At 66.1% G+C, this 25,373-nt stretch carries 23 protein-coding genes; 5 read left to right on the top strand and 18 right to left on the bottom strand.

From position 1 onward, the window contains the following. Positions 1-24: 24 nt before the first annotated feature. The 5 genes from atpD to TSB10P1A_RS14885 all read right to left on the bottom strand — a co-directional run bounded on the left by atpD (position 25) and on the right by TSB10P1A_RS14885 (position 6,972). Positions 25-1,464 (bottom strand): F0F1 ATP synthase subunit beta, encoded by a 1,440-nt coding sequence (atpD, locus tag TSB10P1A_RS14905; RefSeq protein WP_186388720.1) that lies wholly within the window; start codon positions 1,462-1,464, stop codon positions 25-27. A 24-nt stretch (positions 1,465-1,488) separates the two neighbouring features. Continuing rightward, complete coding sequence (locus TSB10P1A_RS14900) at positions 1,489-2,367, bottom strand: F0F1 ATP synthase subunit gamma (RefSeq protein WP_186388719.1); 879 nt, start codon at positions 2,365-2,367, stop codon at positions 1,489-1,491. 33 nt (positions 2,368-2,400) lie between these two features. Then, positions 2,401-3,930 (bottom strand): F0F1 ATP synthase subunit alpha, encoded by a 1,530-nt coding sequence (gene atpA, locus TSB10P1A_RS14895; protein ID WP_186388718.1) that lies wholly within the window; start codon positions 3,928-3,930, stop codon positions 2,401-2,403. Then, positions 3,930-4,490: a F0F1 ATP synthase subunit delta gene (locus tag TSB10P1A_RS14890; RefSeq protein WP_244293129.1), complete on the bottom strand. Its 561-nt coding sequence runs from the start codon at positions 4,488-4,490 to the stop codon at positions 3,930-3,932. Before TSB10P1A_RS14890 ends, atpA begins: the two co-directional genes overlap by 1 nt. A 256-nt stretch (positions 4,491-4,746) precedes the next feature. Next, on the bottom strand, positions 4,747-6,972 hold the full coding sequence (locus tag TSB10P1A_RS14885; RefSeq protein ID WP_208984891.1) for a primosomal protein N': 2,226 nt from the start codon (positions 6,970-6,972) through the stop codon (positions 4,747-4,749). 190 nt (positions 6,973-7,162) lie between these two features. Between TSB10P1A_RS14885 and fsa the strand changes: the two genes are divergently transcribed. From fsa to TSB10P1A_RS14865, 4 genes are all read left to right on the top strand, one after another. Next, positions 7,163-7,816 (top strand): fructose-6-phosphate aldolase, encoded by a 654-nt coding sequence (fsa, locus tag TSB10P1A_RS14880; RefSeq protein ID WP_186388717.1) that lies wholly within the window; start codon positions 7,163-7,165, stop codon positions 7,814-7,816. 77 nt (positions 7,817-7,893) lie between these two features. Further along, on the top strand, positions 7,894-8,853 hold the full coding sequence (locus tag TSB10P1A_RS14875; protein ID WP_186388716.1) for a tyrosine recombinase XerC: 960 nt from the start codon (positions 7,894-7,896) through the stop codon (positions 8,851-8,853). A gap of 82 nt (positions 8,854-8,935) precedes the next feature. Continuing rightward, the gene (locus tag TSB10P1A_RS14870; RefSeq protein ID WP_186388715.1) at positions 8,936-9,352 is read left to right on the top strand and encodes a hypothetical protein; all 417 of its coding nucleotides are present in this window, start codon (positions 8,936-8,938) and stop codon (positions 9,350-9,352) included. A 164-nt stretch (positions 9,353-9,516) separates the two neighbouring features. Next, the gene (locus TSB10P1A_RS14865; protein ID WP_186388714.1) at positions 9,517-9,735 is read left to right on the top strand and encodes a hypothetical protein; all 219 of its coding nucleotides are present in this window, start codon (positions 9,517-9,519) and stop codon (positions 9,733-9,735) included. Between the two features lie 149 nt (positions 9,736-9,884). Here TSB10P1A_RS14865 and lpdA read toward each other — a convergent pair whose 3' ends face one another. The 12 genes from lpdA to TSB10P1A_RS14805 all read right to left on the bottom strand — a co-directional run bounded on the left by lpdA (position 9,885) and on the right by TSB10P1A_RS14805 (position 23,899). Then, complete coding sequence (lpdA, locus tag TSB10P1A_RS14860) at positions 9,885-11,447, bottom strand: dihydrolipoyl dehydrogenase (protein ID WP_371328921.1); 1,563 nt, start codon at positions 11,445-11,447, stop codon at positions 9,885-9,887. Then, the gene (locus TSB10P1A_RS14855) at positions 11,351-12,109 is read right to left on the bottom strand and encodes an SDR family oxidoreductase (RefSeq protein ID WP_186388712.1); all 759 of its coding nucleotides are present in this window, start codon (positions 12,107-12,109) and stop codon (positions 11,351-11,353) included. The genes lpdA and TSB10P1A_RS14855 overlap by 97 nt, the downstream gene beginning before the upstream one ends. Before the next feature lie 34 nt (positions 12,110-12,143). Then, positions 12,144-12,758 (bottom strand): LysE family translocator, encoded by a 615-nt coding sequence (locus TSB10P1A_RS14850; RefSeq protein ID WP_186388711.1) that lies wholly within the window; start codon positions 12,756-12,758, stop codon positions 12,144-12,146. Positions 12,759-12,776: 18 nt separating this feature from the next. After that, a complete protein-coding gene (locus TSB10P1A_RS14845; RefSeq protein WP_186388710.1) occupies positions 12,777-13,343 on the bottom strand; it encodes an HXXEE domain-containing protein in 567 nt (188 codons plus the stop codon). 85 nt (positions 13,344-13,428) lie between these two features. After that, complete coding sequence (gene odhB / locus TSB10P1A_RS14840) at positions 13,429-14,955, bottom strand: 2-oxoglutarate dehydrogenase complex dihydrolipoyllysine-residue succinyltransferase (RefSeq protein WP_186388709.1); 1,527 nt, start codon at positions 14,953-14,955, stop codon at positions 13,429-13,431. Between the two features lie 132 nt (positions 14,956-15,087). After that, entirely contained in the window at positions 15,088-18,072 is a 2,985-nt protein-coding gene (locus TSB10P1A_RS14835) for a 2-oxoglutarate dehydrogenase E1 component (RefSeq protein ID WP_186388960.1), read from the bottom strand. 203 nt (positions 18,073-18,275) lie between these two features. After that, positions 18,276-19,184: a succinate--CoA ligase subunit alpha gene (sucD, locus tag TSB10P1A_RS14830; RefSeq protein ID WP_186388708.1), complete on the bottom strand. Its 909-nt coding sequence runs from the start codon at positions 19,182-19,184 to the stop codon at positions 18,276-18,278. Continuing rightward, complete coding sequence (sucC, locus tag TSB10P1A_RS14825) at positions 19,184-20,383, bottom strand: ADP-forming succinate--CoA ligase subunit beta (protein ID WP_186388707.1); 1,200 nt, start codon at positions 20,381-20,383, stop codon at positions 19,184-19,186. The genes sucD and sucC overlap by 1 nt, the downstream gene beginning before the upstream one ends. Positions 20,384-20,460: 77 nt before the next feature. After that, a complete protein-coding gene (gene mdh / locus TSB10P1A_RS14820; protein WP_186388706.1) occupies positions 20,461-21,423 on the bottom strand; it encodes a malate dehydrogenase in 963 nt (320 codons plus the stop codon). A 143-nt stretch (positions 21,424-21,566) separates the two neighbouring features. Then, positions 21,567-22,730, bottom strand: a complete 1,164-nt coding sequence (gene zapE, locus TSB10P1A_RS14815; protein ID WP_186388705.1) for a cell division protein ZapE — start codon at positions 22,728-22,730, stop codon at positions 21,567-21,569. A 142-nt stretch (positions 22,731-22,872) separates the two neighbouring features. Beyond that, a complete protein-coding gene (locus TSB10P1A_RS14810; protein ID WP_186388704.1) occupies positions 22,873-23,280 on the bottom strand; it encodes a carboxymuconolactone decarboxylase family protein in 408 nt (135 codons plus the stop codon). A 52-nt stretch (positions 23,281-23,332) separates the two neighbouring features. Further along, complete coding sequence (locus tag TSB10P1A_RS14805; RefSeq protein ID WP_186388703.1) at positions 23,333-23,899, bottom strand: AprI/Inh family metalloprotease inhibitor; 567 nt, start codon at positions 23,897-23,899, stop codon at positions 23,333-23,335. A gap of 351 nt (positions 23,900-24,250) precedes the next feature. Here TSB10P1A_RS14805 and TSB10P1A_RS14800 point away from each other — a divergent pair, with 351 nt between their 5' ends. After that, positions 24,251-24,823, top strand: a complete 573-nt coding sequence (locus TSB10P1A_RS14800; protein WP_186388702.1) for a GNAT family N-acetyltransferase — start codon at positions 24,251-24,253, stop codon at positions 24,821-24,823. Between the two features lie 26 nt (positions 24,824-24,849). Here TSB10P1A_RS14800 and TSB10P1A_RS14795 read toward each other — a convergent pair whose 3' ends face one another. Then, a complete protein-coding gene (locus TSB10P1A_RS14795) occupies positions 24,850-25,299 on the bottom strand; it encodes a low molecular weight phosphatase family protein (RefSeq protein WP_186388701.1) in 450 nt (149 codons plus the stop codon). Positions 25,300-25,373: the final 74 nt, after the last annotated feature.

Below are 25,373 nucleotides of genomic sequence, written 5' to 3'. Positions count from 1 at the left end.
GTCGTGCCTCGATCCTTCCCGTGCTTAGGCCGCTTCGGCGGCCAGACGCTGCGCCTTCTCGACCGCCTCGTCGATCGAGCCGACCATGTAGAAGGCCGCCTCGGGCAGGTGGTCGTAGTCGCCGTTCACCAGGCCCTGGAAGCCCTTGATGGTGTCTTCGAGCGCGACGAGCTTGCCCGGCGAACCGGTGAAGATCTCGGCGACGAAGAACGGCTGCGACAGGAAGCGCTCGATCTTGCGGGCGCGCGCCACGGTGAGCTTGTCCTCTTCCGACAGCTCGTCCATGCCGAGAATGGCGATGATGTCCTGGAGCGCCTTGTAGCGCTGCAGGGTCGCCTGCACGGCGCGAGCCGTCTCGTAGTGCTCGTCGCCGATGATGCGCGGATCAAGGATGCGCGAGGTCGAGTCGAGCGGGTCCACCGCCGGGTAGATGCCCTTCTCGGCGATCGAGCGGTTGAGCACCGTCGTCGCGTCGAGGTGGGCGAAGGTCGAGGCCGGCGCCGGGTCGGTAAGGTCGTCGGCCGGCACGTACACGGCCTGCACCGAGGTGATCGACCCCTTGGTCGTGGTGGTGATGCGTTCCTGCATCGCACCCATGTCGGTGCCGAGCGTCGGCTGGTAGCCCACGGCCGAAGGAATACGGCCGAGCAGCGCCGACACTTCCGAACCCGCCTGGGTGAAGCGGAAGATGTTGTCGACGAAGAACAGCACGTCCTGGCCTTCGTCGCGGAAATGCTCGGCGACGGTGAGACCGGTCAGCGCCACGCGGGCACGGGCTCCGGGGGGTTCGTTCATCTGGCCGTAGACCAGCGCGCACTTGGAACCCTCGGTCGAACCGCCGTGCTCCTTGGGATCGCGGTTCACGTTGGATTCGATCATCTCCCAGTAGAGATCGTTGCCCTCACGGGTACGCTCTCCCACGCCGGCGAAGACGGAGTAACCGCCGTGCGCCTTGGCGATGTTGTTGATGAGTTCCATGATCAGAACGGTCTTGCCGACGCCGGCGCCGCCGAACAGGCCGATCTTGCCGCCCTTGGCGTAAGGCGCGAGCAGGTCGACGACCTTGATGCCCGTCACCAGGATCTCGGCCTCGGTGGACTGCTCGGTGAAGGTCGGGGCTTCCTGGTGGATGCCGCGCTTCGTCTCATGAACGATCGGGCCGGCCTCGTCGACCGGCTCGCCGATGACGTTCATGATGCGGCCGAGCGTGCCGGCACCGACCGGAACCGAAATCGGCTCGTCCGTGTCGATCACCTTCTGGCCGCGAACGAGACCCTCGGTCGCATCCATGGCGATGGTACGAACGGTGTTCTCGCCGAGGTGCTGAGCAACCTCGAGAACCAGGCGGTTGCCGTTGTTATCGGTTTCCAGGGCGTTCAGAATCGCCGGCAGATGATCGTCGAACTGAACGTCGACGACGGCGCCGATGACCTGCGTGATGCGCCCGACTGCTTTGTCAGCCATTTTGCTATCCTCGTCTCGATCCGGTCAGAGCGCCTCGGCGCCCGAAATGATTTCGATCAGCTCCTTGGTGATCTGAGCCTGCCGCTGACGGTTGTAACTGAGCGTCAGCTTGTTGATCATGTCACCGGCGTTGCGCGTGGCGTTGTCCATCGCGGACATGCGCGCGCCCTGCTCGGACGCTGCGTTTTCCAGAAGTCCACGGAAGATCTGCACAGAAATGTTGCGCGGCAGGAGCTCGGCCAGGATCTCGCCCTCGTCCGGCTCGTACTCGTAGACCGCGTCGGTCTGGACGGTCTTCGCCGCCTCGCCGAAGGTCGCCGGAATGAGCTGCTGGGCCGTCGGAACCTGGCTGATCACCGACTGAAAGCGCGCATAGAACAGGGTGCAGACGTCGAACTCGCCGGCATCGAACATCGCGCGGACCAGGTCGCCAATCTCGTTCGCGTTCTCGAAGGCGACCCGCTTGACGTGCCGCAGTTCGATCGTCTTGACGATATACGCACCGAGATCACGCTTCAGGGCATCGAAGCCCTTCTTGCCGACGCAGACGATCTTCACCGTCTTACCCTGCGCGATCAGCGACTTCGCCCGCTCGCGCGCCAGCTTGGCGATCGAGGAGTTGAAGCCGCCGCACAGGCCGCGCTCCGCGGTCGCGACCAGCAGGAGATGCACGTCATCCTTGCCGGTGCCGGCGAGAAGGCGCGGAGCATCGTCCCGGCCCTCGAAAGCGCTGGCGAGGTTGGCGAGGACGGCCTCCATGCGTTCCGCATAGGGCCGTGCAGCCTCGGCCGCCTCCTGGGCGCGACGCAGCTTCGCCGCGGCCACCATCTGCATGGCCTTGGTGATCTTCTGCGTCGCCTTAACGGAGGCGATCCGGTTTCGTAAGTCCTTCAGGCTCGGCATGGCCGCCCCTTGTCCTGGATGCCGTCAGTCGCGTCAGGCGAAGTTCTTTGCGAAGGCCTCGATGGCCGCCTTGAGACGAGCCTCAAGGTCGGCGTCGAGCGCCTTCTTCTCCCAGATGCCATCCAGGAGATCCGCATGTTCGCCGCGCAGGTTCAGAAGCAGGCCCTCTTCAAAGTCCCTGACCTTGTTGACCGGCAGCTTGTCCAGGTAGCCATTGACGCCGGCATAAATGACGGCGACCTGCTCCTGGGTCTTCAGCGGCTGGAACTGGCCCTGCTTCAGAAGCTCGGTCAGGCGCGCACCACGGTTCAGCAAGCGCTGGGTCGTGGCGTCGAGATCCGAACCGAACTGGGCGAAAGCCGCCATCTCGCGATACTGGGCAAGCTCGCCCTTGATCTTGCCGGCAACCTGCTTCATCGCCTTGATCTGGGCCGACGAGCCCACGCGCGACACCGACAGGCCGACGTTCACCGCCGGGCGGATGCCCTGGAAGAACAGATCCGTCTCGAGAAAGATCTGGCCGTCGGTGATCGAGATCACGTTGGTCGGAATGAAGGCCGACACGTCGTTGCCCTGGGTCTCGATGACCGGAAGGGCGGTCAGCGAGCCGGAGCCGTTGGCCTCGTTGAGCTTGGCCGAACGCTCGAGCAGGCGAGAGTGCAGATAGAACACGTCGCCCGGGAAGGCTTCACGTCCCGGCGGACGACGGAGCAGCAGGGACATCTGGCGATAGGCCACGGCCTGCTTGGTCAGATCGTCGTAACCGATCACGGCGTGCATTCCGTTGTCGCGGAAGAACTCGCCGATGGCGGTGCCGGAGAACGGCGCCAGGAACTGCAGCGGCGCCGGGTCGGAAGCCGTCGCGGCGACGATCACCGAGTACTCGAGAGCGCCCGATTCCTCGAGCTGCTTGACGAACTGGGCAACGGTCGAACGCTTCTGGCCGACGGCGACGTAGATGCAATAGAGCTTCTCGCCCTCATTGTCCGTCGCGTGCATCGGCTTCTGGTTCAGGAACGTGTCCAGAATGATCGCCGTCTTGCCGGTCTGACGGTCGCCGATCACCAGCTCGCGCTGGCCGCGACCGACCGGGATCAGCGCGTCGATGGCCTTCAGGCCCGTCGACATCGGCTCGTGAACGCCCTTGCGCGGCAGGATGCCCGGCGCCTTGACGTCGACGCGGCGCATCTCGGAGCCCTCGATCGGGCCCTTGCCGTCGAGCGGGTTGCCGAGCGGGTCGACGACGCGGCCGAGCAGCCCCTTGCCGACCTGGATCTCGACGATCGCACCGGTCCGCTTGACCGTGTCGCCTTCCTTGATGTCACGGTCGGAGCCGAAGAGCACGACGCCGACATTGTCGGTCTCGAGGTTCAGCGCCATGCCCCGGATACCGCCGGGGAACTCGACCATCTCGCCCGCCTGGACCTTGTCGAGGCCATAGACGCGCGCGATACCGTCACCTACCGAAAGAACCTGACCGACTTCGGTAACTTCGGCTTCCTGGCCGAAATTCTTGATCTGGTCCTTGAGGATGGCGGAGATTTCCGCTGCCCGAATATCCATCAGCCGACCTCTTTCATCGCGAACTTGAGGGAGTTGAGTTTTGTCTTGAGCGAAGTGTCGATCATCCGGCTGCCGACCTTGACGACAAGGCCGCCGATCAGCGAGGGATCGACCTTCGGCGAAATCACCACCTTCTTGCCGGTCGACGCATTGAGCGCGTCGGCGAGGGCGGAGAGCTGGGCCTCCGACAGCGGTGCCGCGGAGACGACGTCGGCCGGCACTTCGCCGCGGCGACGGGCGAGACCAGCGCGGAACGCGGCGATCATGCCCGGCACGGCGAAGAGACGCCGATTCTTCGCGGCGAGCTTGAGGAAGTTGGCGGCCAGCCCCGTAACGCCGGCCTTGTCCAGAACCGCCGTCAGGGCCTTGAGCTGTTCATCGGCGGAAAACACCGGGCTTTCCACGAGGCGGCGCAGGTCTGCGCTGTCCTGGAGCAGCTTGTCGAACGCTTCCAGCGCCTTCTCGACGTCCGCCACGGAGCCCTGCTCCTCTGACAAGTCGAGCAGTGCCGTTGCGTAACGGTGCGCCACACCTGAAATGAGAGATACGTTGTCGGTCACAGGGTCCGTGCTCTCTTCGGCAGGTTTGAGCCGATGCGCCCAGCAGGGCTGACCGCAAGGCTTTGGAAAATCTGATCTTTCGCGGTCAGGCGAGTGTGCTTGGTCACAACTGCCCCGGAAAGCCGCGCTTCGATTAGCACAGGCTTCAAGGCGGAGCAACATCGCCACGGTGTCCAAATGCCGCAATTGCGCCCGAAAAAGGTCGAACAGAGCAAAAGTGGCCGGCAAACGCCCCTGCTGCGGCTTTTTACCCTGCTCAGAAGAAGCTCTGCGGATCGATGTCGACCTGCAGGCGGACGCCGCCCGCCGGCTTCGGCAGACGGGCGATCCAGGAGCGCATGAGCGCCTGCAGGTCGACAGTGCGCGGCGCCATCGCCAGCAGACGGAAGCGGTAGCGCCCGCGCACCAGCGCCAGCGCCGCCTCCGCCGGACCAAGGACCGTGAGACCGGGGCTCGTCGGCGACAGCCGCGCCACCTGGCGGGCATAGTCCTGTGCCCGCCCCCGGTCGGGCGCCGAAACGATCAGCGCGGCAAGACGTCCGAAGGGCGGCAGGCCGGCCGCCTTGCGCGCAGCAATCTCCGCCTCGTAGAAGGCGGTACTGTCTCCGGACGCCAGCGCGCGGATCACCGGATGGTCCGGCGCGTAGGTCTGCAGCAGACCGCGCCCGCCGCCGCCGATGCGCCCGGCGCGGCCCGTCACCTGCGCCAGAAGCTGGAAAGTCCGCTCCGCCGCGCGCGGATCGCCATTGGCAAGGCCGAGATCGGCGTCGACCACTCCGACGAGGCGCATGAGCGGAAAATTGTGGCCCTTGGCGACAAGCTGGGTGCCGACCACGATATCGGCCCCGCCCTCCTCGATGATCCGCATCTCGCGGCGCAGCCGGTCGGGGCCGCCCTGCAGATCGGAGGACAGCACCAGCACCCGCGCCTGCGGAAAGAGATCCGCCGCCTCTTCCGCGATGCGCTCGACGCCGGGGCCGCAGGCGACCAGCGACTGGGTGTCGCCGCAGGCCGGGCAGTGGTCGGGGCTCGGCTCCTCATGGCCGCAATGATGGCAGGACAGGCGGCCGCGGAACCGATGCTCGACCAGCCAGGTCGAGCAGTTGGGACACTGGAAGCGATGGCCGCAGGAGCGGCACAGGGTCAGCGGCGCATAGCCACGACGGTTGAGGAAGAGCAGCGCCTGACCGCCGCCGGTCAGCGTCTCGCCGATCGCATGGCGCAGGGTGGGCGCCAGCCACTGCCCGCGCTCCGGTCCATCCTGGCGCATGTCGATGACCGAGATTTCCGGCATAGGCGCACCGGTGGCGCGCTCGGGCAGCTCGAGGCGGGCATAGCGACCTTGGTCGGCATTGACGCGGCTTTCCACCGACGGGGTGGCCGAGGCGAGAACCACGGGAAAGCGCGAGATGTGCCCGCGCACCACCGCCATGTCGCGGGCATTGTAGGGCACACGGTCGTCCTGCTTGTAGGCGCCGTCGTGCTCTTCGTCGACGACGACGAGGCCGAGCTCGCGGAACGGCAGGAACAACGCCGAGCGGGCACCCACCACCACCCGCACGTCGCCCGTCGCCACCCCGCGCCAGACCCGCGCCCGCTGGCGGGTGGCGACCTCCGAATGCCATTCGGCCGGCAGCACGGCGAAACGGCGCTCGAAGCGCTGCAGGAAGGCGCTGGTAAGGGCGATCTCCGGGATCAGGACCAGCGCCTGGCGCCCCTGGCGCAGGGCTTCCGCCACCGCCTCGAAATAGACTTCCGTCTTGCCCGATCCGGTGACGCCGTCGATCAGGAAGGTGCGGAACCCCTGCCCCACCGCGGCGACCAGCTCCGCCGCGGCCCGCGCCTGCGCCGGTGTCAGGACGGGGGGCGCCCAATCGGGATCCGGCCGTGGCGAGGGAGGGATCGCCGGCAGCTCGACGCTTTCCAGCGCGCCGTGCGCCAGCAACCCGTCGACCACGGAAGAACTGACGCCGGCCGCATGGGCAAGACCGCTGCGGGTGAAGCCGGTGCCGTCCTGCAACAGCGCCAGAACCCGCTGGCGCGCCGGCGTCAGGCGCTCGGGACGTTCGCCGGTGGGCGACAGGCGGACGCCGGCGAGCGGCGGCTCGCTCTCCAGTGCCTCTTCCGAGCGCAGCACCATGCGCAGCACCATGCCGGGCGCGGCGAGCGTCCAGTTCGCCACCCAGTCGACCAAGGCGCGCAGCTCGTCGTCGAGCGGCGGGGCATCCTCGTAGACATGCAGGATGTCCTTGAGCCGTGAGGGGGCGACGCTGCCGGCCGCGGAACCGCCCTCCGGCTCCAGCGACCACACGGCGCCCACCACCTCGCGCGGGCCGAGCGGCACGCGGACAATGGAGCCGGGCTGCACGCGCAGCCCCGCCGGCACGCGGTAGCTGTAGGCCGTGCCGATGGCGACCGGCAACAAAACCCTCGCGACCGTGGCCGGCCGCACCTTGCCGGCATTGCCAAAAAGATCGGGCACCCGCGTCCTCGTTCCTGCTCGTTGCTGTTTGCGGCCTGGGCAAACCGTTCCGCCAGAGGATCGGCCGCGGGCGAATCGGGGCTGTCGCCGCAGGCCATCCTAAGGTATGCAGTCAGGCCCGGGCGAGGCAGATGCCCCGCCGACCCGAAACTCCGCAAGAACCCGTTTCCCGAAGGAGCCAGAGCCCGCCATGAAGTTCTTCGTCGACACCGCAGACACCGGGGAGATCCGGGATCTCGCCGCGACCGGCCTGCTCGATGGCGTCACCACCAATCCGTCGCTGATCCTCAAGTCCGGACGCCCGATGAAGGACGTCATCGCAGAGATCTGCGACATCGTCGAGGGTCCCGTCTCGGCCGAGGTCACCGCCACCGAGGCGGACGCAATGATCGCCGAAGGCCGCACGCTCGCCGAGATCGCCGAGAATATCGCCGTGAAGCTGCCGCTGACCCTTGACGGCCTGAAGGCCTGCCGCACCCTGACGGATGAAGGGCACATGGTAAACGTCACCCTGTGTTTTTCCGCCAATCAGGCGCTGCTCGCCGCCAAGGCCGGCGCGACCTTCGTCTCGCCGTTCATCGGCCGGCTGGACGACGTCAACATCGACGGCATGGACCTCATTCGCGAGATGCGGATCATCTACGACAATTACGGCTTCGAGACGGAGATCCTCGCCGCCTCGATCCGCACCGCCAACCATGTGCGCGAATGCGCGCTTGTCGGCGCCGATGTCGCGACCGTGCCGCCGGCCGTGCTGAAGGGACTGGTCAAGCACCCGCTGACCGACAAGGGGCTGGAGCAGTTCCTGGCCGACTGGGCCAAGACCGGACAGAGCATCCTTTGAACGCAAGCGAAGGGGCGGCCGCCATGCCGCTGGCCGCCCCGATTCGTGTCTGTCTCAAGGCATGCTAGCCTTGTTTCATGAGCGCCGCTGATTCCCTGCTTGTGTCGGCGAAAGCCGATGTGAACGCCGCCGTCGGAGACTGGCTCGACCATCTCGGATCGGAGCGGCGGCTCGCCGACCGGACGTTGGTCGCCTATGAGCGCGACGTGCGCCAGTTCCTGCGCTTTCTGACCAACCACCTTGCCGAGCCGCCGGGGCTCGACGCCCTAGAGGAGCTGCGCCCGTCGGACTTTCGCGGCTTTCTCGCCTCGCGCCGGCAGTCGGGGGCGGAAAGCCGGACGCTGGCGCGCGGCCTGGCTGGCATCCGCTCCTTCCTGCGGTATCTCGAGACGCGCGGCGAGGTGAATGCCGCTGCCAGCGCGGCGATCCGCCCACCCAGACAGAAGCGCTCGCTGCCCAAGCCGGTGTCGGCCGGCGATGCGATGACGCTCGTCGATGCGGATGCAGCCATGGATGCCGAGCCCTGGGTGGCGGCGCGCAATGCCGCCGTCCTGACCCTGCTCTATGGCTGCGGGTTGCGCATCTCCGAGGCGCTGTCGCTGACTGGCAGGATGGCGCCGCGCCGTGGCACGAGAAGCCTGCGGATCGTCGGCAAGGGCGGGCGCGAGCGCGTGGTTCCCGTGCTGCCCGTGGTCTGCGACGCGGTGGAAAGCTATCTCGCCCTCTGCCCCTACGTGCCGCAGCCGGACGGCCCGCTGTTCCTCGGCGTTCGCGGCGGGCCGCTCAGCCCGCGCATCGTCCAACTGGCCATGGCGGGGTTGCGACGAGCGCTCGGCCTGCCCGAAAGCGCCACCCCCCACGCCCTGCGCCATTCCTTCGCGACCCATCTGCTGGCCGGCGGCGGCGATCTGCGGACGATCCAGGAACTGCTCGGCCATGCCAGCCTGTCGACCACCCAGATCTACACCGAGGTGGATGCGGCCCGCCTGCTGGAGGCTTATGACCGAGCCCATCCACGCGCCCATCAGCAGAAGTGACATGTTGCCGCAATGAACGCCGGGATTGCATCGCAACATCGAATTCCCTTGCGATGCTGCCGGGGCTGGACAAGAATCCGGCATGTGGAACCTTCTGATTCCCTTGGCTGCCGCCCTTGTCCTGTTCTTCGCCGCTCCACCGAGCATCGCCTACGCGGAGAACCGATGCCGCATCCCCGAAGCCGGACGCTGGTATAACCCTCGCGCGGCCAGCCAGCAGGTCCGCCGCATCGAGATTGAAAGCCACTGCTCCGGCGGGCAGGTCGTGTCGCGGATGCGGGTCTTCACGCGCTGTTCCCCCAGGGACTGCAAATGGGGATGGACCGAGGCTACCCGCCTCACCAACGGTCGGTTGCTGGCCCGGTTCCCCGGCCTGTTCGGAGCCAGGGAAGTCGAGGTCATCCGGATGGAAGACCGGATCGAGGCCCTGGTAAAGATTCAGTCGCATACGCCCGGCACACCGGATGCCTTTCACGCGGCGATCCTTGATCGGGAATAATCCCGCGGGCTTTCAACCGGGCAAAACTGGTCGTCACAGCCTTTCTGCACTACACTTCCCGTAGCGTCTTCCTCGTCTGCGCAGGACTCGCCCTCGAATCCTGCCGCACGACCGGGCGGACGGAGGCATGTCGTCCCGACATGTCGCGAGCAAGGGAGAGTAGCATGCGCATTCTCGCAGGACTGACGGGCGTCGCCGCCCTCATCGCCTTCTCCGCCGCGCCGGCCATGGCCGAGTGCAACTGGTCCAAGATGTCGCAGAAGACCACCCCGACGACGACCGCCGAGGCTCCGCAGAGTTCCATCGCCACCAATGACCTCAGCGAGGCCCTCGTCGTGGCCGGCAACACGACCGCGCAGACCGGAACCCAGACCGCAGAGTAAGCCGGCCGCGCCCGCAACGGCGCCGGTCGCCGCTTCCCCGCGATCAAGCAAAAGGCCCGCACCGGAAAACCGATGCGGGCCTTTTCAGTCGACACAGACGCTCGGCCAAGCGGGCGCACAAGGCTTGCAGCCGCAGGGTCTCCCTACCCTCAGGCGTGGATCGGCTTGGCGAAAGCGGCCATTGCGGCTTCCTTCACGGCCTCGCTCATCGTCGGATGCGCATGGCAGGTGCGCGCCAGATCCTCGGCGGAGCCGCCAAACTCCATCAGCACAGCCGCCTCGTGGATCATCTCGCCGGCGCCATGGCCGATGATGTGAACGCCGAGCACCTTGTCGGTCTCCGCGTCGGCCAGAACCTTGACAAAGCCTTCCGTATGGTTCGTCGCCTTGGCGCGGCCATTGGCGATGAAGGCGAACTTGCCGACCTTGTAGGACACGCCCTCCGCCTTCAGCGCCTCTTCGCTCTTGCCGACCTCGGCAACCTCGGGGCTGGTATAGACGACGCCGGGAATGACCCCGTAGTTCACATGGCCGGCCTGTCCCGCCAGCATTTCGGCAAGGGCGACGCCCTCGTCCTCGGCCTTGTGGGCCAGCATCGGCCCGGCGATCACATCGCCGATCGCGTAGATGCCAGGAACGGTGGTCTGGTAGTGGCCGTCGGTCTTGACCCGCCCGCGCTCGTCGAGCGCCACGCCGACCTCTTCGAGGCCGAGCCCTGCCGTATAGGGACGGCGGCCGATGGCAACGAGCACCACGTCGGCTTCCAGCGTCTTCGCGGCTGCCTCGCCGCCGGCGGCCGGCTCCACCGTGACGGCGAGCTGCTTGCCGGTCTTCTCCACGGCCGTCACCTTGGACGACAGGTGGAACTCCACGCCCTGCTTCTTGAGGATGCGCTGGAAGTTGCGGGAAATGTCGGCGTCCATCGGGCCGAGGATCTTGTCCATGAACTCGACGACCGTCACCTCGGAGCCGAGCCGCCGCCACACGGAGCCGAGCTCGAGGCCGATGACGCCGGCGCCGACGACCACCAGCTTGCCTGGCACCTTGTCGAGTTCCAGCGCGCCGGTGGAAGAGACGATCTGCTTCTCGTCGATCTCCACGCCGGGAAGCGGCGCCACGTCGGAGCCGGTGGCGATGACGATGGACTTCGCCGCGATCTCCTGCTTCGAGCCGTCCTCGGCGGTCACCTCGACACGGCCGGCCGCAAGGATGCGGCCCGTGCCGTGGAACGGCGTCACCTTGTTCTTCTTGAACAGGAATTCGATGCCGCTGACATTGCCGTCGATAGTCTTCTGCTTGTGGCCCATCATCGCCTTGAGATCGAGCTTCGGCTTGCCGACCTTGATGCCGAAGTCCTCGAAATGCTCGGACGCCTCCTCGAACAGTTCCGAGGTGTGCAGCATCGCCTTGGAGGGGATGCAGCCAATGTTCAGGCAGGTGCCGCCATGGGTGGCGCGCTTCTCGACCACCGCCACCTTGAGCCCGAGCTGCGCTGCCTTGATGGCGCAGACATAGCCGCCAGGTCCGGTGCCGATGACGACGAGATCAAACTGTGACATAGCATTCGCCTCTTGTTGCGTTCGTTCCGGCAGCGTCCGCTGCCATGTTTCCTGACTCAAGGGAGGATCGAGCGACCGCCGGACACGTCCAGGATCGCGCCCGTCGTGTAGCTCGCGGCGTCCGACAACAGCCAGGCAATCGCCTCGGCGCATTCCTCGGCCCGTCCGGCCCGGCGCATCGGCAGCTCGGCCGCCACGCGCGTCGCCCGGTCGGGATCGCCTCCCGAAGCGTGGATTTCCGTCTCGATGATGCCCGGACGCACCGCATTGACCCGCACGCCCTCGGCGGCCACTTCCTTGGCAAGGCCCACCGTGAACGTGTCGATCGCCCCTTTGGCGGCGGCATAGTCGATATATTGCGCCGGCGAGCCGATCTTGGCAGAGGCCGACGACACGTTGACGATGGCCCCGCCCTTACCGCCATGAGCGGTCGACATGCGGCGCACCGCCTCGCGGGAACACAGGATCGTGCCCAGCACGTTGATATCGAAGATGCGCCGCAGCCGGGCAAAGGACATGTCCGTCAGCCGCGCGGCAACGTCGACCACACCGGCATTGTTCACCAGCCCGGTCAGCCGGCCGATCCTGTCCGCCTCGGCAAAGGTTCTCAGGCAATCGTCCTCGTTCGCGACATCCGCCCTGATCGCTTTTGCCCGGCCGCCACCCGCCTCGATCGCCGAGACGACGTCATCGGCGCGCTCAGGATTGGCGACATAGGTCAAGAGGATCGTTGAGCCGGTAGCGGCGAGGCGAATGGCCGTCGCAGCGCCAATGCCGCGGCTGCTGCCTGTCACGATCATGACGGTTTCGGTCATCGGCCTCTCCGTTCAAGATACCTGCGTCACCAGATCAGCGCTCCGCCAGAGCGAGCCTAGCGCCGAAACCGGCAAAGGCGACCGCAACCGTCCGGCTCATCCAGGCCATCACCTGCCTGCTGCGCAGCGCACGGGCACCAACGGCCGCCGCAAAGACGCCGTAACCGATGAACGCCACCAGCGTCAGCCCCATGAAGACGGAGCCCATGGACAGGATCTGCAGTTCCACTGCCCCCTGCCCCGGGGCCAAAAACTGCGGCAGGAAGGCGAGGAAGAACAGCGAGAGCTTCGGGTTGAGCATATTGATCAGAAAGCCCGTCCGCGCCACCGCAACCAGGTCCGCAGGCCCGGAGGTGTCACGGTCGAAGGCCAGCGGTCCAGCATTCCTGAGCGCCTGCCAGGCGAGATAGAACAAATAGGCGGCGCCCGCATATTTCAGCACCTGAAAGGCGAGTGCGCTCGCGTGCAACAGCGCGGCGAGCCCGAAGGTGGCGGCGATCAGCGCCGGCAGAATGCCGAGCGTGCAACCGAAGGCCGCGGCGATCCCCGGCAGGCGGCCACGCGCAAGGCCGGTCGCGACCGTGTAGACGACACCCGTGCCTGGGGAGAGCACCACCACCAGTGCCGTCAGCAGGAATTCCCAACCCATGATCCGCCTCCCGTTACTTTAGCCGCCCGCGAGCCGGCGGCGCACGCTGACAACGATCGCACCGTGCAGCACCAGCACCAGCGCCAGGGACACCGCGTGCTGAACCGGGCTGGCCGCACCGGCAAGCTCGCCGAAGGCAAGCGCCCCTAGCGGCAGGAACAACACCGTCGCCGTCACCAGGCCGGGGTTGGAGCGTCTCAGCGCAACCGCCTGTACGATATGCAGGACAGCGTTGACGAGCAGCAGATAGACGCCGATCAGGCCCCAGCCCGGCGATACGGCGCGCATCAACCACAGGGTCACCGCCATCGTGCCCCAGACCCCGCCGACATTGATCACGAAGACGGCGGCGACCGACAGCACCTCACGCCCCTTGCCGATCACCTCGTTGACGAAGCGGCGGAACCGGTCGCCGTCATGTTCCTCGAGCTGGTGCAGCATGTAGACGGGCAGGCCCAGGAAGATGAGTACCTCGGCCCAAGGCCAGCCGGCGGTCAGAAGCGGCGCCAGAACGAGCAGCACGACCCCGGCGAGGGCGCCGCCATAGACCCAGTTCGCCTGCAATCTTGCGATTGTCTCACGCATGGCCGCCCTCCCGGAGGTCAGGTGCGCGCCCGCACCGTCGCGACGTGTCGCGGGACGGCGCGGTTCGCGCCGCCCCGGCTCGGACTTACAGGTCGAGAACGAGCCTCTTGATGTCCTCAAGGCTCTCCTTGACGCGCACGAGGAAGGTGACCGCTTCCTTGCCGTCGACGATGCGGTGATCGTAGGACAGGGCCAGATACATCATCGGACGGGCGACGATCTGGCCGTTCACGACCATCGGGCGTTCCTGGATCTTGTGCATGCCGAGAATGCCCGACTGCGGGGCATTGAGGATCGGCGACGACATCAGCGAGCCGTAAACGCCGCCATTGGAGATGGTGAAGGTGCCGCCCTGCATCTCGTCCATGCCGAGCTTGCCGTCCCGCGCCTTGCGGCCGAGTTCGGTGATCTTCTTCTCGATCTCGGCGATCGACATCTGGTCGGCATCGCGCACGACCGGAACCACCAGCCCCTTGTCGGTGCCGACGGCGACGCCGACATGGCAGTAGTTCTTGTAGATGATGTCGGTGCCGTCGATCTCGGCATTGACCGCCGGAATCTCCTTCAGCGCATGGCAGACGGCCTTGGTGAAGAAGCCCATGAAGCCGAGCTTCACCCCGTGCTTCTTCTCGAACAGGTCCTTGTACGTGGAGCGCAGCTCCATCACCGGGCCCATGTCCACCTCGTTATAGGTGGTCAGCATGGCGGCGGTGTTCTGCGCATCCTTGAGACGGCGGGCGATGGTCTGGCGCAGCTTGGTCATGCGCACGCGCTCCTCGCGCGCCGCATCTTCGCCAACGGACGGCGCACGCGCGGCAGCAGGCGCCGCGGAGGCAGAGGGTTGCTGAGCCATACCGGAGGCGACGGCGGCGATGACATCGCCCTTGAGCACCTGACCGCGCTTGCCGGAACCGGCGACCTGATCGGCGGCAAGACCCTTTTCCGCCATCATCTTGGCGGCGGCCGGGGCCGGCGGCATGCTCGTGCCGGCGGCAGCGGCCGGTGCCGGCTTCGCAGGGGCCGGCGCCTTGGCGGGGGCCGCGGCACCCGCGCCGACGGCGATCTTCAGCAGCAACTGGCCGGGCGTGACCGTGTCGCCGGTCTTGGCGGCGATCTCGACCACGGTGCCCGCGGCCGGTGCCGGGATCTCCTGGGCGGCCTTGTCGGTCTCCAGCTCGACGAGAACGTCGTCGGCCTTGACCTGATCACCGACCTTGACGAACCACTCGCCGACATCGGCCTCCGTCACGCTCTCGCCGGCCGACGGCACCACCACGTCGACGGTCTCGGCGGATGCGGAAGCGGCCGGAGCGGGCTTGGCGCTCTCAGCCTTGGGCGCGGACGCCTTTGCGGGCGAGGCGGCGGCCGCACCCGCACCTTCCGAAATCTGTCCCAGCAGGGCGCCGACCTCGACGGTATCGCCTTCCTTGACCAGGATATCGGTGAGCGTGCCGGAGGCAGGCGCGGGAACCTCGACCGTCACCTTGTCGGTCTCCAGTTCGACGATCGGCTCATCCGCGTTCACCTTGTCGCCAGGCTTCTTGAACCACTGGGCGATGGTCGCCTCGGTCACGGATTCTCCGAGGGTGGGCACTCGAATTTCGGTCGCCATGATCAAAATCTCTTTCCGGTGGCGGCGCGGAGCAGGTTCTCGCGTCCGCGCGAGCGATGGAGTCGGGCATCCCCGGCTGCTTTGGACCGGGACGGTATCGGCTCCCGGACCTGCGCCCGGGAGCCGGAAGGGCTAGTCGGCAAACGCCTCGTCGAGGAACGCCTGCAACTGCGCCATGTGCTTGGACATCAGACCCGTCGCCGTCGCCGCGGAGGCGGCGCGGCCGACATAGCGCGGACGCGGATGCTTTGCGTTGATCTGGCTCAGCACCCAGTCCAGATAGGACTGCACGAAGAACCAGGAGCCCATGTTCTTCGGCTCTTCCTGGCACCAGACGAAGTCCGCATCCTTGAACCGCGACAGCTCGGAGACCAGCGCCTTGGTCGGGAACGGATAAAGCTGCTCGACGCGCAGGAGATAGACATCGTCGATGCCGCGCTTCTCGCGCTCCTCGAACAGGTCATAGTAGACCTTGCCCGAACACATGACCACGCGCCGGATCTTGTTGTCCGGCTTCAGCTTGATGTCGCTGTAGCCCTCGAGCTGCGCATCGTCCCACAGCAGGCGGTGGAACGCCGACCCGTCGGAGAACTCGTCGAGGCGGCTGACCACGCGTTTGTGCCGCAGCAGGGACTTCGGCGTCATCAGGATCAAGGGCTTGCGGAAGTCGCGCTTCAACTGCCGGCGCAGGATGTGGAAGTAGTTCGCCGGCGTGGTGCAGTTGGCGACCTGCATGTTGTCTTCCGCGCACATCTGCAGGAAGCGCTCCAGGCGCGCCGAGGAGTGCTCGGGACCCTGGCCCTCGTAGCCGTGCGGGAGCAGGCAGACGAGACCCGACATGCGCAGCCACTTGCGTTCGCCCGACGACAGGAACTGGTCGAAGACAACCTGCGCGCCGTTGGCGAAGTCGCCGAACTGGGCTTCCCAAAGGGTCAGGGCGTTCGGCTCCGTCAGCGTGTAGCCGTATTCGAACCCGAGCACGGCCTCCTCGGAGAGCATCGAATTGATGACCTCGTAGCGGGCCTGCCCCTCGCGCAGATGGTTCAGCGGAATGTAGCGCTGCTCGTCCTCCTGGTCGTAGAGGACCGAATGGCGCTGCGAGAACGTGCCGCGCTCGCAATCCTGGCCCGACAGGCGCACCGGATGGCCTTCCAGCAGCAGGGTGCCGAAGGCCAGCGCCTCGGCGGTCGCCCAGTCGATCCCCTCGCCGGTGTCGAACATCTTCTCGCGATTGTCGAGGAAGCGGCGGATCGTGCGGTGGATGTTGAAGCCCTCGGGCACCCGCGCCAGCGCGCTGCCGACAAGCTTGAGGTCTTCCGTCGGTACCGCCGTCTGGCCGCGCCGCGGATCGTCGAGATCCTCAGCCTGCTTCAGGCCCGACCACTTGCCGTCGAGCCAGTCGGCCTTGTTCGGCTTGTAGGCCTGACCGGCGTCAAACTCCTCGTCGAGACGGGCACGCATACCGGCGCGCATCGCCTCCAGTTCCTCGGCGGTGATCACCCCTTCCCCGATCAGCTTCTCGGCATAGATCTGCAGCGTCGTCGGATGGCTGCGGATCTTGCGATACATGATCGGCTGGGTGAACGCCGGCTCGTCCGACTCGTTATGGCCGAAGCGGCGGTAGCAGATCATGTCGATCACCACCGGCTTGCCGAAGAGTTGACGGAACTCCGTCGCGACCTTCGCCGCATAGACCACGGCTTCCGGATCGTCGCCGTTCACGTGGAAGATCGGCGCCTCGATCATCTTCGCCACATCCGAGGGATAGGGCGAGGACCGCGAGAAGCGCGGGTTGGTCGTGAACCCGATCTGGTTGTTGATGATGAAGTGGATCGACCCGCCGGTCCGGTGGCCGCGCAGCGCCGAGAGGCCGAAGCACTCGGCGACCACGCCCTGGCCAGCGAAGGCCGCATCGCCATGCAGCAGCAGCGGCAGGACCTTGGAGCGGTCGACTTCGGTGGTCTCGACCCAGTGGCCGTTGACCGCCGAAAGCTGGTCCTGCTTGGCGCGCGCCTTGCCCAGCACCACCGGGTCGACGATCTCCAGATGCGAGGGATTGGCGGTCAGCGACAGGTGCACCTTGTTGCCGTCGAACTCGCGGTCCGACGAGGCGCCGAGGTGATACTTGACGTCGCCCGAGCCCTCCACCTCGTCAGGGGCGAAGGAGCCGCCCTTGAACTCGTGGAAGATCGCCCGCAGCGGCTTGCCCATGACCTGGGAGAGCACGTTGAGACGGCCGCGATGGGCCATGCCGAGCACGATCTCCTGGACGCCAAGCGCACCGCCGCGCTTGATGATCTGTTCGAGCGCGGGAAGCAGCGCCTCACCGCCGTCAAGACCGAAGCGCTTGGTGCCGGTGTATTTGACGTCGAGGAACTTCTCGAAGCCCTCGGCCTCGATCAGCTTGTTGAGGATCGCCTTCTTGCCTCGCGGCGTGAACTCGATCTCCTTGTCCGGCCCCTCGATGCGCTCCTGGATCCACGCCTTCTCCGCCGGATTGGAGATGTGCATGAACTCGACGCCGAGGGTCGAGCAATAGGTGCGCTTGAGGATCTCGAGCATCTCGCGAAGCGTCGCGAATTCGAGGCCGAGCATGTAGTCGATGAAGATCTTGCGATCCCAGTCGGCCTCGGTAAAGCCGTAGGACGAGGGATGCAGTTCCTCGTGATCCATCTGCTCCTTGAGGTTCAGCGGATCGAGGTCGGCGTGCAGGTGACCGCGCATGCGATAGGCGCGGATCATCATCAGCGCGCGCACGGAATCGCGCGTCTGCTGCTGGACGTCGGCATCGGTCAGGGCTTTTCCCCTCTCTTCCGCCTTTGCCTTCAGCTTGTCGCCGATCGCCTTCTCCACCGGCGCCCAGTTGCCGTCGAAGGCGTTGACGAGGTCGCCCCTGGCCACCGGCGGCCAGTCGGCACGCTTCCAGGATGCGCCGCGCGCCTCCTTGAGAACGTCGGCCGTTTCATCCGCCAGATTGGAGAAGAAGTCGCGCCACGTCTCGTCGAGAGAGCCGGGATCTTCCTTGAAGCGCGCGTAGAGATCTTCAATATACGCTGCGTTGCCGCCGTAAAGAAACGACGTCATCGCGAAGGCATTGTTCGCGTCCTGCCGAGCCATCACCATAGCGAGGTTACCCCCGCCCGCCTGTTGAGGGGAGCCCTTTCACGCAGCGCCCCGATAAACGGATGTGGGATGAAGCAGCGCGATGCGTGTCCCGCGCCGCTCCTGTTCAAAGCGGTACACGGGAAACTTCCTTGAGGGAAGCTCCCGTGCTCCATATGTGGCTGCGAACTCGGTAAAAAACCGGTTATCGCGAAAAATCAGCCCTTGAGAACCTCAAGCAGGGTCTCGCCGAGCTTGGCCGGTGACGGGGAGACGCGGATGCCCGCCTCTTCCATCGCCGCGATCTTGTCCTCGGCACCACCCTTGCCGCCGGAGATGACCGCACCGGCATGGCCCATGGTGCGGCCCGGAGGCGCCGTACGGCCCGCAATGAAGCCGGCCATCGGCTTGCTGCGGCCCTTCTTCGCCTCGTCCTTGAGGAACTGAGCGGCCTCTTCCTCGGCCGAACCGCCGATCTCGCCGATCATGATGATCGACTTGGTCGCGTCGTCGGCAAGGAACATCTCCAGGATGTCGATGAACTCGGTGCCCTTGACCGGATCGCCGCCGATGCCGACGGCCGTGGTCTGGCCGAGGCCCGCGTTCGAGGTCTGGAACACCGCCTCATAGGTCAGCGTGCCGGAGCGCGAGACGACGCCGACCGAGCCCTTCTTGAAGATGGAGCCCGGCATGATGCCGATCTTGCACTCTTCCGGCGTCAGGACGCCCGGGCAGTTCGGGCCAAGCAGGCGCGACTTGGACTTCTCCAGCCGGGCCTTGACCTTGACCATGTCGGCGACCGGAATTCCTTCCGTGATGCAGACGATGAGCGGCACTTCCGCCTCGATCGCCTCGATGATCGCAGCGCCCGCACCTGCCGGCGGCACGTAGATCACCGATGCATCGGCACCGGTCGCTTCCTTGGCCTCGCCGACGCTGGCGAAGATCGGCAGCGAAGCGGCCGCATCAACCCCCGAAGTCCAGCTTTCGCCGCCCTTCTTGGGATGAACGCCGGCGACCATCTTGGTGCCGTAATAGGCCAGAGCCTGCTCCGTGTGGAACGTACCGGTCTTGCCGGTCAGGCCCTGGACGATGACCTTGGTGTCTTTGTTGACGAGAATGGACATCAGGCGGCCTCCTTCACGGCCTTGACGATCTTCTGAGCAGCGTCGTCGAGGTCATCCGCGGCGATCACGTTGAGACCGCTTTCGGAAATGATCTTCTTGCCGAGTTCGACATTGGTACCTTCCAGGCGAACGACGAGCGGCACCTGGAGGCCGACTTCCTTCACCGCCGCCAGCACGCCTTCCGCGATCACGTCGCAGCGCATGATGCCGCCGAAGATGTTGACCAGGATGCCCTTCACGTTCGGATCGGAGGTGATGATCTTGAACGCGGCCGTGACCTTCTCCTTGGAGGCGCCACCGCCGACATCGAGGAAGTTCGCCGGCTCGGCGCCGTAGAGCTTGATGATGTCCATGGTCGCCATGGCAAGGCCAGCGCCATTGACCATGCAGCCGATGTCGCCCTCGAGCGCCACATAGGCGAGGTCGTACTTGGAGGCCTCGATTTCCTTCTCGTCCTCCTCGGTGATGTCGCGCAGTTCGACGATCTCCGGATGGCGGAAGAGAGCGTTGCCGTCGAAGGAGACCTTGGCGTCGAGAACGCGCAGGCGGCCGTCCTTCATGACGATCAGCGGGTTGACCTCAAGCAGGCTCATGTCCTTCTCGACGAAGGCCTTGTGCAGGATCGGGAACAGCGTCATGCCGTCCTCGCGCGCCACACCGGTCAGCTCCAGCGCATCGCAGAGCTTGGCCGCATCGGCCTCGGTCACGCCCGTGTCCGGATCGATCGGAAGCGTATGGATCTTCTCCGGCGTCTCCTCGGCCACGGCCTCGATGTCCATGCCGCCTTCAGTCGAAACGACGAAAGCCGGACGGCCGACGGTGCGGTCGACGAGAATCGAGAGATAAAGCTCGCGCTCGATGTCGGCGCCGTCCTCGATATAGAGGCGGTTGACGACCTTGCCGGCCGCGCCGGTCTGCTTGGTCACCAGCGTGTTGCCGAGCATTTCGGCCGCGTGCGACTTCACCTCGTCCAGCGAGAAGGCGAGACGAACGCCGCCCTTGGCGTCGGGACCGAGTTCCTTGAACTTGCCCTTGCCGCGACCGCCGGCATGGATCTGGGACTTGACGACCCAGAGCGGGCCGGGAAGCTGCTTGGCAGCGGCCTCGGCCTCGTCGGCCGAGAAGATGGCCACGCCCTTGGCCACCGGCGCGCCGTAGGCCTTGAGAACCTCTTTGGCCTGGTATTCGTGGATGTTCATGTGTCTATCCCCGGATGGTTTTGACAGAGCTCGCCCGATGCGAGACGGGAGGCCAGCGGCCTCCCGTGAAAACGTCCTCAGGCAAGCGCCGGCTGGATCTTCTTGCAGGCCTCGACCAGGCCGTCGACAGCCGCGACGGACTTGTCGAAATTGGCCTTTTCCTCGCCTTCGAGAGAGATCTCGATGATGCGCTCGACACCGTCGGCACCGATCACCACCGGAACGCCCACATAGGTGTCGGTGAGGCCGTACTGGCCGGTCAGATGCGCGGCGCAGGGCAGCACGCGCTTCTTGTCCTTCAGGTAGCTCTCGGCCATGGCGATGGCAGAGGCGGCCGGCGCGTAGAAGGCCGAGCCGGTCTTCAGCAGGCCGACGATCTCGGCGCCGCCGTCACGGGTGCGCTGGACGATCTCTTCCAGACGCTCGGCGGTGCACCAGCCCATCTTGACGAGGTCCGGGAGCGGAATGCCGGCGACGGTGGAGTAGCGGGTCAGCGGCACCATGGTGTCGCCATGGCCACCCAGCACGAAGGCGGTCACGTCTTCGACGGAGACATTGAACTCCTCGGCGAGGAAGTAGCGGAAGCGGGCGGAGTCCAGCACGCCGGCCATGCCGACGACCTTGTTGGCCGGCAGGCCGGAGAACTTCTGCAAGGCCCAGACCATCGCGTCGAGCGGGTTGGTGATGCAGATGACGAAGGCGTTCGGAGCATGCGCCTTGATGCCCGCGCCCACCTGCTCCATCACCTTCAGGTTGATCTCGAGCAGGTCGTCGCGGCTCATGCCGGGCTTGCGCGGCACGCCGGCGGTGACGATCACCACATCGGCACCGGCGATCGCCTCGTAGGAATTGGCGCCGGAGAGCTTGGCATCGAAGCCGTCGACCGGAGAGGATTCGGCAAGGTCGAGCGCCTTGCCCTGGGGGGTGCCTTCAGCGATGTCGAAGAGGACGATGTCGCCGAGTTCCTTCAGGCCGGCGAGGTGGGCGAGCGTGCCGCCGATCTGTCCTGCGCCGATCAGAGCGATCTTGTTCCGAGCCATATCCTGTTGCTTCCCTTTACGTAAAATGGAGCATTGACCGTTCTCAACGGTCGCGCATGGCACTAAACCCTTTGGCGCGTGCGTGCAAGCTAATCGAAGGGCTATCGGCAGGTCCGCTGGCGCAACTCAGGCGCCGGTTTTCCTCAGGCCGGCTCGCTCAGCCAGGCCTGCGACCGCATCTCGACGAGACGCGAGATCGTGCGCTGGAACTCGAAGGCCTCCGTTCCGGTGGAGGCGAGATAGAGCCCTTCGGGTTCGGCCTCGGCGGAGACGATCAGCTTGTTGCGGTTGTTGTAGAGCGTATCCACCAGGTTGATGAAGCGCTTGGCGGCATTGCGCTGGGGCAGGTCCATCACCGGAACGCCCTCCAGCACGAACGTGTGATAGGAGAGTGCCAGGCGCTGATAGTCCGCCGCGCCGAGCGGCTTCTCGCACAGTTCGGCAAAGGTGAAGCGGGCAACGCCGGCGGCTGTGCGGGACACCGAGATCTTGCGTCCCTTCACCTCCAGCACCTCCTCGTGCGCCGGAAGCCCATGGGTGAGCTTGCGCCAGAGTTCGTCCAGCATCCGCTCGGTGCCGGCGCCCAGCGGCGACAGATAGAGCGGCGCGCCGGCAAGCTTCTCCAGGCGGTAGTCGGTGCGCGCATCAAGGCAGACCACGTCGACGCGCGTCTTGAGCAGGTCGACGAAGCCGAGGAAATGGCCCCGATTGAGCCCGTCGCGATAGAGGTCGTCAGGGGCCACGTTCGACGTCGCGACCACCACCACGCCCAATTCGAACAGCCGCGTGAAGAGACGGCCGAGAATCATCGCATCGGCGATATCGGTCACCGTGAACTCGTCGAAGCACAGGAGACGGGTGTCGGCGGCCAGATCCGCCGCCACCGGAGGGATCGGATCATCGCCCGCGAGCCTGCCGTCCCGGATCGCGGCGCGGACCGCATGGACGCGCTCATGCACGTCCGCCATGAATTCATGGAAATGCACCCGCCGCTTCTTCTTCATCATCGCGATATCGAAGAACAGGTCCATGAGCATGGTCTTGCCGCGGCCGACCTTGCCCCAGACATAGAGCCCCCTGACGGGTGCCCTGGCGGCACCGCGCTTGCCGAACAGCCAGCCGAGAGCGCTCTTCTTGGAGGCGGGCCCGGTCTCGGCCAGCAGCGCGTTCAGCCGGTCGAGGGCGTCGGCAACTTCGGTCTGGGCCGGATCCCGCTCGATTTCTCCGGCAGCCACGAGCGCGTCGTAGCGTCCCGTGACCGTATGCGCGAGCGGAATTGTTCGCCCGTCCGGGTGCGTAGCAGCCATCAACCCGTCCCTGAAACCAGCCCGTGAAAGACCCGACCGTGGAGCCGGGTTTTGGAAAACGCAACCCTTGCCCGCAAGGGGCCTCTCCTGCGCTGGATAGCCCGAGCGTACGGCCAAGGGCAAGTGCCTGGCTCCCGCTGCCTCAGACCGTCTCGCCGGGGAGAAAGGCATGATCGACGGGTACCTGGAGGCCGGTCGCCAGGCGGTTGGTCTCGCTGGCCATGCCGACCACGGCGAGCAACTCGCCAAGTTGCTCCTCGCTCATGCCCTTGGCGCGCGCTGCGGTCGTATGGGAGCGAATGCAATACTCGCAACCATTGGCGATCGACACAGCGACGTAGAGCATCTCCTTCACGAGCGGGTCGAGCGCGCCGGGGGCCATCACCTCCTTCAGGCTCGCCCATGTCCGCTCGAGAAGCGCCGGATCATTGGCAAGGACGCGCCAGAAATTGTTGATGAAATCCGTCTTGCGGGTGGCGCGGATATCCGCGATCACCGCCGCCGCGCGAGGCGAGAGTTGATCATCTTGCAGGATCGGCCAGATCGACATCGCCTCGTCCCTTACGTCTCAACCCGTGCCCGCGGCTTCGGGCGACAGGCTCTTACCGATAGACCTGGATCGGCGCACCGGAGGTGGTGCGGCCGGAGAACGTCTCGGCGCCGGTCGCATAGAGTTCCGCGATGGTCGTGCCGCTGGCATCCTTCAGCAGCACCTGCTTGCCCTGCAGGTCCCAGGCCGAGATCGTCTGCATCTGCGGCGACGCGCAGCCGCGGGAGTTCGCGCGATACCCGCCGCTCCAGGTGGTCAGCGTCATGAAGAGCTTGCAATTGTCCGCGCCGGAGGTGATCGACCAGCCGCCGAGCATATCGCTGCGGCCGATCTCCCGTGCCCCGGCCGGGGGGCCGCTCGGGGCCGCACCGGCGCCGGGATCGACCGCAGCGACATCCGTCTGGCCCATCGGTTCACTGTAAAGCGGCTGCCCCGCCGTACCGGGAGCCGGCTCCATCGGCCGCAACGGCTCCAGCGACTGGCTCGCGACGGGGGCCGTCGGCGTTGCCGGAAGCGGGGCGCTTCGGTCTCCGTATCCCAGGCGCTGACAGCCGGCGAGCGCCACGGTCAGGCAGAGCGCGGCTGCCAGGGGGGAGCCATACCGGGAGGAACGGGTCATGATGTATCTGTCCTTGCTCGTTCTATGCTCTGGACGGTCGGCTCGCGGATCTGCAGACGGCAACGTCGCAGGGACAGTCCGTCCCCACCGGACATCTTCCGGCTTCAGCCTCCGCAGAGGCGGATTTCCCGACGCAACCCCACATCGCAGGCCCGGCCGATTCTTGTCGGTTTTGGTGACCAAATGGTTGACGCGCCTTCAATGCGGAGGCAATTGGTCCAAATCATGGCCCAGACCAAGCTGATGTCGGATCTCCGGCCTCGGCCACGAATCCGCCGCAGAGCGATGTCATGACTGCCGGGCGGTCTGGGGAGACCCGAGGAGCGGTGCTGTCTTTGTCAGGAGCATCGCATGTCGTATCGAACCGACAAGCCGCAGGCCGGCTACTACAGGAAATTGACCTACAACGATCTGGCGCAGTTCCGCGACCATCTCTTGCGGCTTGACGCGACCGCCCGCCGGGCCCGCTTCGCCATGCCTGCAAGCGATGCTTTTCTGCGGTGCTACGCAGACACCAGCTTCACGCTCGGAACGGTGATTCACGGCTATTTCGTCGATGGCTGCCTGCGCGCGGTCGCCGAATTGCGCCCGTTCGAGGATCGCGCCATCGCCGAGGCCGCGTTCTCGGTCGAGCCTTGCTGCCAGCAGACAGGCATCGGCACCCGGCTGATGGAGCTGACGCTGATCGCCGCCCGCAACCGCGGCTGCCGGCATATCTACATGAACTGCCTCGCCACCAACCGCGCGATGCAGCAACTGGCGCGCAAGTTCACCGCGGACCTGACATTCGAGATGGGCGACATCGTCGGCCGGATCGAGCCGCGCAGCTTTTCCGCGTTCAGCCTGGTCCGCGAAGGGCTCGCCGACCTGTTCGGGCTGATCGGCGCGCTGACGGACCGCTCCCGCAGACCGATCGGCGGGTGAAGGCCCGCGCGGCTGGTGGCCGCATGTCAGGCGATCCGGCGCATGGCCACCGGGCGGAACAGCCCGTCCTCAAGAGCCAGATTGATGCGCCGGCGCAGCTCATGAAACGCATCGCGCAACGCGTCGCGCCCGACCAGCCGCGACGTATGCGGGCCCACGCACCAGTCAAGCAACCGCGCATGGGTCGGCCAGACCCGGCGCGTTGCAGCCAGCGCGGCGGCGCTCAGGCCGACCACCACATCCGGCACCGGAGCATGTGGCAGCGCGAACAACTGCCAGCTCTTGGGCTGGAGATCTGCCGCTGACAATCCATGGGCGGCGAGCACACGCTCGACACCTTCGGCAAGGCGGGGCGCCGGCGAGAGGCCGGCGGAGAACGCGCGAATGCTGCGACCGTCATCTGCGTTCAGATAGGCTTCGGCCATCGGGCTGAGCCTGGCGTTGTCATCGCACAGGAACAGGACATTCACAGTCATCGGTACTCCTTGCTGCACGCATGGCCCATTCGCATGGCAGATGGGCATTGCGTACGCCGGTTTCCACCGCCGGC

The sequence above is a fragment of the Stappia sp. TSB10P1A genome (genome assembly GCF_900185725.1).
GTDB lineage: Bacteria > Pseudomonadota > Alphaproteobacteria > Rhizobiales > Stappiaceae > Stappia.
Note: the sequence above shows the minus strand (reverse complement) of the source record. Positions and strands in the feature narration are given on the sequence as shown.